The organism is uncultured Brachyspira sp., assembly GCF_944390595.1.
In the GTDB taxonomy this organism is placed as follows: domain Bacteria; phylum Spirochaetota; class Brachyspiria; order Brachyspirales; family Brachyspiraceae; genus Brachyspira.
Window position 1 is genome coordinate 1 of record NZ_CALXRN010000151.1, and the last position, 7845, is coordinate 7845.

Genomic DNA, 7845 nt, shown 5'->3' on the forward strand with positions numbered 1-7845 from the left:
TTTTTTTATCTATTATAATTATTCTATTATCTTTATTGGCATATTCTTTCAATATTTCAAGAGAATCATCAGTAGAGCCATCATTAATGCATATTATCTCTAAATCTTTATACGTTTGATTAATTACGCTATCCAAACAAGCTCTTAAATATTTTGAAACATTGTAAACGGGTATTATTATACTAACCATAATTTTTTTATATCCATATAAAAATTAATTTATTATATTATAACAAATTATTTTTTAAAGTATATCACATAAAAAAAGAGAGGTTAATAAAACCTCTCTTAAAAATTTATTTAACAATAATTAATTATTTTCATTTATATATGATAATAAACTCTCATATTGAACTTTCATATTATCCGGTACTTTAGGATCATCAAGAAGTTTCTCTAAATATTTTTTAGGCTCATCTTTTTCACCTGACAATGCCATAATAACTGCCTTATAATAATGAGCTACATAAACTTCTTCAGAATTAGGGTAGTTTTTTATTATATCGTCAAAATATTTATTAGCATTATCATAATCTCTTTTCTGTGCTTTTATCAAACCAAATCCAAGCAAATATTTAGACATTTTTTCTTTAGATATAGCTTTTTTCTGCATCAAAGCATCATATATCTTCTGAGATTCTATTTCATTACCTGATTCCATATATAAATCTAATTTTTCCAAAGTAGGTTCTTTATTTGCTAATACAGAATTTACTTTATCTAATTTTTCTATGGCATTTTTCATATAAGGAACAAATTTTTCACCTTCAACATATCCTCCTACATTTTCTAATACAAAGCCGTCAGCACTTATAAAAAGTATTGTAGGAAAACCTTGAACACCATATCTTTGAGCTATCTCTGCTCCCTCTTCTGAAGTTTCAGGATTCAATTTTACAGACACCATTTTTTTAGCAATATCTATAACATCTTTATGAGAATAAGTATTTTTATCCAATTCTTTACACCAAGTACACCAATCAGTATAAACATCTATCATTATTGGTAAATTTTTCTCTTTGGCTTTTTTCTTTGCTGAAGCTAAATCTTTTTCCCATTTTATTTCGGCATCGGCTTTATTGCATGATATTATAGATAATACAATTATTAAAATTGTTAATATATTTTTATTCATATATCTAACTCCTTAATTTATTATTTTTTATTATAAAATATTTCTAGCAAAAGACAATACAGCTAAAATTTAATTAGTGCTGCTGAAATAATCAATGAAACTCATATAAGCTTCTTTCATTTCGGCAGGAACTGTATTAGTAAAACTTTCTATATATTTTAATCCTTCATTTGTCTGACCATTATTTACTATCATATCAAGTCCTCTATAATAATACGCTATATATACTTCATTATAATTAGTATATTTATCAATCATTTCATTAAAGTAGTTCATAGCTTTATCATTATCTTCAATATCCAAAAGCATAAGAGCTATTTTAGACATATATTTGGCCCTGCTGTCTTCCGGTATTTTATTTTCCGATACTAATGTATCATAAGTTTCTGAAGCTTCTCTAGCATATCCTGAGTCTAAATATATATCCAATTTTTCTATACTAATAGAATCATCTTTAAATACTCTCTTGATATTCTCTTCCTTTTCTTTAATGCCGTTCATTTCATTTATTAATTCATCACTCTCAATATAACCAACTATTCTTCTTATAATAAATCCGTCGCTATTCATAAAAAGCATTGTAGGAAAACCTAATATACTGTATTTATTCAAAAAATCATTTCCATTACTCACCTTTTCAGGATTATATTTCAGCATTATAAAATTTGAAGAATTATTAATTACATCTTTATTTACAAATGTAGTTTTCTCCATTTCTTTACAGGCACCGCACCAATCAGTATATACATCTATCATTATTGGTTTATTTTCTGATTTCGACATTTCTAATGCTTTATCAAAATCAGTTTCCCAATTCATTTTTTGATTTGAACATGATACCAATAAAATAAAACTAAATAATATTATGTATAATCTATTCATTTATTTTTCCTCAAAATATATTTCTATAATAAAACAATTTATATGTAATAATGTAAATATTTAGAATTAATAAACTATTCCGCCGCATAATGTTATATCGTCATTATAGCAAACACATGATTGTCCTTTAGCAATTATTCCGGTAGGTTCAAGAAATTTTATATTTATAGTATTTTCATCTATAGGAATTATTCTAGCCATAGTACCTTTATGTGCACTTCTTGTTTTTACTAAAGCCTCAAATTCTCTCTGTATAGGGTTTACTATCCAATTAATATCATGTATAACTGTTTCGTTAATGAAAGTATAATCCTTTCCGCCAACATATACTGTATTAGTTTCACTATCCAATGATATTATAAATAAAGGCTCTTTATATGCTATACCCAAGCCTTTTCTTTGCCCTACAGTATAATGCCATATACCTTTATGATGACCTAATACTTCATTTGTATCTATATGTATTATTTTACCTTCTTTATCTTCATCAAATAATCGATGATACTCTCCTGCAAAAAAATCCTGACTCTCACTTTTTTCAGCAACTTCCAAATTATATTCTCTTGCAATTTTTCTAGTATCTTCTTTTGTATTTTCATGCATAGGAAACATTATTTTTGAAAGCTGATTTTGATTAAGTCTGTACAAAAAATATGATTGATCCTTTATACGGTTTTTTCCGCGTAACAATATATATCTTTTAGAATCTTCATCATATTTTACTCCTGCATAATGACCTGTAGCAAACTTGTCAAATTCCAATCCTTGTTTTTCTATAGCTTCAAATAATGCCATAAATTTAATTTGACTATTGCACATAATACAAGGATTAGGAGTAAATCCATGCTTATATGACTCTGTAACATAATCTATAACTTTTTTCTGAAACATTTCGCTTACATCAAAAGCATAATAATCAATTCCTATTGCCTCAGCATATTTTTTACAATCTTCTACAACTTTATTTTGATAAGGGCCGTAACAAGAACCGCTTAAAGGTGCTCTATTATCTCCGTTCCAAAGAAGCATTGTAACACCGAATACTTCATTGCCTTGTTCTTTTAAAAGTTTTGCTGTAGTAGTAGAATCAACACCAGCACTCATTCCAACCGCTATTTTTAACATCAATCCGCTCCATATTTTATATCTTTTCTGCTGAACTCTTACTTATCCAACCCTTAAAATTTCCTTTTACATAATACCAATTAGTATATTCTTCTAATACTCTTAATTTTTCCCCTTCATGTATTATAGAAACTATATCAGATTTTGTACTGCTTCCATTATAAATATTTGCCTCCTCTATAGTTACAACATAATCATCATTTATTATTTTATTAGTTATTATAGTTGGTATTAAAAATATAATAGATAATATCAATAAAAATTTATTAGGCTTTCTTGATTTTATAAACAATACTATAAATACTGTAAAACTTATTAAAAATAATATTAGTAATATATACATAGTCACAATAATTTGCGAATTATAATTATCATTTCCTGTAATAGAGTTTATTGTATTTTTTATTTCTTTATCAAAAGGAGCAATGTTCAAAGCTTTTTCATAATAAAGAACAGCATATCCATTACTTCCTATAGCAGCATAAGAGGATGCAAAATTATAATATAAATCTTTTGAAATTATATTTGATGAAACAATATCTCTGTACAAATAATTAGCTTCTAAATATTTTCCTTCATTATAGAATTTATTAGCATTTTCAAATAAATTATTTACTTTATCTAAATCAGCACAATATAAAAAACAAGACTGAAATATTAAAAATATCATTATTATTTTTTTTATGTTCATTTATACAATTTCCATTTTTGATTATTTATTTTTAATTTTTAAGTTTTCTATATATTTCATTATTTCAATAGCTTTTGTATGATAATCTTCATTACTATATGATTTACCGGAATATAATTCAAGATTGCACTTATCAATTATATACTTTATATCATTAACCTTTTCAATATCCATATAATCATTCAATTTATTAAATAATATATTATCATCATGTATATTAAATTTATTTTTTATTTTTCTTATTAAAGCAGTTTCTATGGATTTACAATACTCTTTTCTATTATTTTCATCATAATATTTTTTTATATTTTCAATATTAAAATCATTATTTTTATTGGCATTATTAAATAATAATTTTATATTTCCAATCTTTTTAGAATAATATATTATTATAGATACAGCTATTAATATAATAATATAAAAGTAAATTATATTAATATTAAATATTTTAAACTCTTTATCTTCTTTTATGATTGTATTTCTTATAGGTATAACATTAATATTTTCATTATCATTATTAACAAAAGAATTAAAATTCTGCTTAATACCTGATACTGTTAAATTAAAAGCACTTGAATAAATATTAGTATAACTTTTATTAGTAGGTGAAAAATAACAAAAAGCAATATTTGATATTACAGAATCTCCTTCATCTCTAGCAACTAATACATACTCTTTTATTTTTTTTCCTATCAATTTATTTCCATCAAACCAATTAGTCTCATAAGTTTTAGGTTTGTATACAGAAAAATAATTTGTTATATCATCATTAATATTAGGCATATTTATAATAGATGTATTTCCTTCTCCAACAACTTCCATAGTTATTAAAAGTTCTTCTCCTACAGCAAGGTTAGTTTTATTTAATTTTACATCAAAATTGAAATCACCTACAGCTCCGGAAAAATTTTCAAATCCTTTTTTATCAGGAAGAGGCAATACATTTATAGTAAAATCTTCTTCTCCATATTCAACCCTATCATAAAACATACCTTCTTTCTCAAACACAAAAGGAGTAGTTAATATATCTTTTTGTCCAGGCTTTACAGGATACAATGCCTCTTTCTTTAAAGGCACGACACTTACCCTTTTACCGTCTATTATTTCTGTAAATGAATTATATTCAGATGAATCAGCGTATGATATAAAATCAGTTCTAACAGGTATCTTTGAAAATCCCAAAACATTTATTGGTATATGAGAATATGCTTTCTGCTCTATATATATAGGTTCATATAAATATACTTCTTTTTTATTTATATTATTATCAACATAAATATCCTCTCCGTAATCCATAAACTCTTCAAATTTATTTCCATCCGGAGTACTGTTATTTTCTCTGCTCCTTACGGGTGAATTCAAAACCTCTATTTCAACAGGATTAGCAACATAGGTATTATTATTTACTTTTACCTTAATATCATCTATTTTATATACGCCTTCTTTATTTGCTATATATGTAAAATTGTATGTTTGAATTGACTTGAATGTACCTGAAGAATACATCATATTTCTGCTTTGAGATGTACCCCTAAGCACAAAGCCGTCTACATCCGGAACTGTTACCCTGCCTGAACTATTATTTATAGTTACAGATAAAGTAAATAATTCTCCAATGCCTATTCTCTTATCTGAAAACTCTGCTGTTATGCTTGTTTGTGCAAATAATGAACTATAAGCTATAAATAATATAAATAATACAGAGTTTTTTAAAATATTACCAATCCTTATCAATTCTTCCTCCGCCGTAATATTGATCTCCATTATCTTTATCTTTTCTAAACTGTCTCAAAGATTCCAATAATCTGTCAATATCTGATTTGCTGTCTTCATTGTCATTATTGTTTTGGTCATTATTATTTTGATTATTGTTATTTTGATTATCCTGATTATCATTATTGCCATTGTTATTTTGATTATCTTGATTTTGGTTATCTTGATTATCCTGATTATCTTGATTCTGATTGTCCTGATTTTGATTATTATTATCATTATTATTTTGATTATTCTCATCAGAATTTCCATTATTATCGCTTTGACCGTCTTGATTATCTTCGCTTTGCTGATTATTAAATCCGCTGTTATTTTGCTGATTCTTTTTCTGTTCTTCTAATTTTTTCTGTGCATATTCTAAAGCTCTTTTTGCATTTTCATCATCCGGAGTATTAACTAAAGACTCTACTAATTCATCTATAGCACCCTGATAATCCTGACCTTCTATTTTTGTTATACCTGCATTATAATGAATAGCACTTCTAGTCTTTTTGCTTGTATTTTCTGTAACACTTTTTTTTGCCATATCAAATAATTGTACTGCACTTTCAATATCCCCTATAGATGACATTGTTGTACCCATATTATAAAATATCTCCGGAGAATTAGGAACTTTACTCAAAGCCTTTTCATACAAAGTTATAGCACCCTCATAATTACCTTTTTTCATTAATCTATTTGCTCTGTCTACATCAAGTTTTGCTGTCAACTCATTAAATGAAAATGCATATATGTTAAAAGATGTAATTATAAAAAATAATATTATTAATTTATATTTTTTCATTTTTAATTCCTATCGATATGATTTTGCTTTTTTATTAATTATTTTTTCTTTGGAAGTTTTTACTCTTATTTGAGTTAATATATTAAATATGCATGCAATCATTATGAGTATAACGGAAGCTGCAAGAAATATTTGAAATCTCTCTTTATAGCTTCTATTATTTCTTACAGAAGATACGCTGTCCATATTTTTTTTCATATCATCAAATATGCTTTCCAATGAAACATTTTCAGCAATATAACTTTTTCCATGTGTAGAATCTGCTATCATTTTTAATATATTATCATCTCTTTTTGAAACAACACTCTTTTCCCTCACTCCTAAATCAGTGCTTATACTTGCTCCTTCTAAAGTTCCAACACCTATTGTATATACACTAACATTCATATTATTTAATTCTTTTAAAACATCATCAAAATATCCGCCATGATCCTCACCGTCAGTTATTAATACTATTGACTTTTTACTTATGGCATTAACATTAAAAGTATTCTTGGCAGTTACAAGTGCATCGGCTATTCTTGTACCTTGCAATGTAACAGATTTTGTAGTCAAATTATTCAATATATAATTAAAAGTTTCCATATCCTGAGTGAAAGGACTTGCTATAAAACTAGTTCCTGCAAAACCTACTAAAGCAACAGATAAATTGTCAGTGTTTTCAACAAATTTTTTTATTTCTAATTTTGCTCTTTCCAATCTTGAAGGCCATACATCATCTGCATCCATAGATCTGGACAAATCCAAGGCAATAGTTACCATATAATTATCTGTTTTAATTTTTTGTTCTATTATGCCCCATTTAGGCTGCATGAGTGCAAATATTAAACAAGCACTTGCCAATATCATAAATATAATAGAAAATACTCTCAAATTTGATATTCTTTTGTAATTCTTATCATTTTTGAAATTAGAATTTTTTGTAAATATTGACAATATCTTATGAACTTTTTTTCTAGACATAACAAATAAGGCAATAAGTACAGGAATTAATATATATAAAACTATAAATTTAAAATCACCAAAAAACATTATATTCCCAATCATTTTATAAAATATATCTAATTTATTATACTAATATTTAAATTTTAATCAATATGCATAATATTTATATAAATAACCATAATTTTTTAATAAGGTAAACATAATAGAAAAATATTTATTTAATATGATAATAAAAGAATTTAAATTTTAATATAAAAAACGGCAAGAAAAAATCGCTATGATTAAAGCTTTGACAGAACTCATCATAGCGATTACTAGCTTAATTACTGCTTTAGTAGCATTACTTAAACAGTAATTAAAAAGGAAAATGGGGTGGGACGGCAATCCTGCCCCTATAAAAAAATTATAACATATATAAAATGGAGGTCAATATATGAATAACAAAATAATTGAAAATATAAGATTTGCTAGTTTTATTATATTATCTTTATCTGTAATAATTTTATCAGT

At 25.6% G+C, this 7845-nt stretch carries 8 protein-coding genes; all 8 read right to left on the bottom strand.

Annotated elements, in window-relative coordinates; all coding sequences use genetic code 11:
• Positions 1–190: glycosyltransferase family 2 protein (locus tag Q0J90_RS09050; RefSeq protein WP_297277591.1), on the bottom strand; the 190-nt coding region annotated here is incomplete at its 3' end.
• Positions 191–310: 120 nt separating this feature from the next.
• Positions 311–1135: a thioredoxin fold domain-containing protein gene (locus Q0J90_RS09055; RefSeq protein ID WP_297277592.1), complete on the bottom strand. Its 825-nt coding sequence runs from the start codon at positions 1133–1135 to the stop codon at positions 311–313.
• A 69-nt stretch (positions 1136–1204) separates the two neighbouring features.
• Positions 1205–2017, bottom strand: a complete 813-nt coding sequence (locus tag Q0J90_RS09060) for a thioredoxin fold domain-containing protein (protein ID WP_297277593.1) — start codon at positions 2015–2017, stop codon at positions 1205–1207.
• Between the two features lie 66 nt (positions 2018–2083).
• On the bottom strand, positions 2084–3142 hold the full coding sequence (gene mnmA / locus Q0J90_RS09065) for a tRNA 2-thiouridine(34) synthase MnmA (RefSeq protein ID WP_297277594.1): 1059 nt from the start codon (positions 3140–3142) through the stop codon (positions 2084–2086).
• A 16-nt stretch (positions 3143–3158) separates the two neighbouring features.
• Positions 3159–3833, bottom strand: coding sequence for an SH3 domain-containing protein (locus tag Q0J90_RS09070; RefSeq protein ID WP_297277595.1), 675 nt, complete (start codon positions 3831–3833; stop codon positions 3159–3161).
• A 21-nt stretch (positions 3834–3854) separates the two neighbouring features.
• Positions 3855–5567, bottom strand: coding sequence for a BatD family protein (locus Q0J90_RS09075; protein WP_297277596.1), 1713 nt, complete (start codon positions 5565–5567; stop codon positions 3855–3857).
• Complete coding sequence (locus Q0J90_RS09080; protein ID WP_297277597.1) at positions 5551–6390, bottom strand: tetratricopeptide repeat protein; 840 nt, start codon at positions 6388–6390, stop codon at positions 5551–5553. Before Q0J90_RS09080 ends, Q0J90_RS09075 begins: the two co-directional genes overlap by 17 nt.
• Positions 6391–6399: 9 nt before the next feature.
• The gene (locus Q0J90_RS09085; protein ID WP_297277598.1) at positions 6400–7422 is read right to left on the bottom strand and encodes a VWA domain-containing protein; all 1023 of its coding nucleotides are present in this window, start codon (positions 7420–7422) and stop codon (positions 6400–6402) included.
• Positions 7423–7845 lie beyond the last annotated feature (423 nt).

What these genes read in the sequence shown, in the direction of transcription:
- Q0J90_RS09055 (WP_297277592.1), bottom strand. Translation starts at nt 1,135, where the DNA reads ATGAATAAAAATATATTAACAATTTTAATAATTGTATTATCTATAATA.
- Q0J90_RS09060 (WP_297277593.1), bottom strand. Translation starts at nt 2,017, where the DNA reads ATGAATAGATTATACATAATATTATTTAGTTTTATTTTATTGGTATCA.
- mnmA (WP_297277594.1), bottom strand. Translation starts at nt 3,142, where the DNA reads ATGTTAAAAATAGCGGTTGGAATGAGTGCTGGTGTTGATTCTACTACT.
- Q0J90_RS09070 (WP_297277595.1), bottom strand. Translation starts at nt 3,833, where the DNA reads ATGAACATAAAAAAAATAATAATGATATTTTTAATATTTCAGTCTTGT.
- Q0J90_RS09080 (WP_297277597.1), bottom strand. Translation starts at nt 6,390, where the DNA reads ATGAAAAAATATAAATTAATAATATTATTTTTTATAATTACATCTTTT.
- Q0J90_RS09085 (WP_297277598.1), bottom strand. Translation starts at nt 7,422, where the DNA reads ATGTTTTTTGGTGATTTTAAATTTATAGTTTTATATATATTAATTCCT.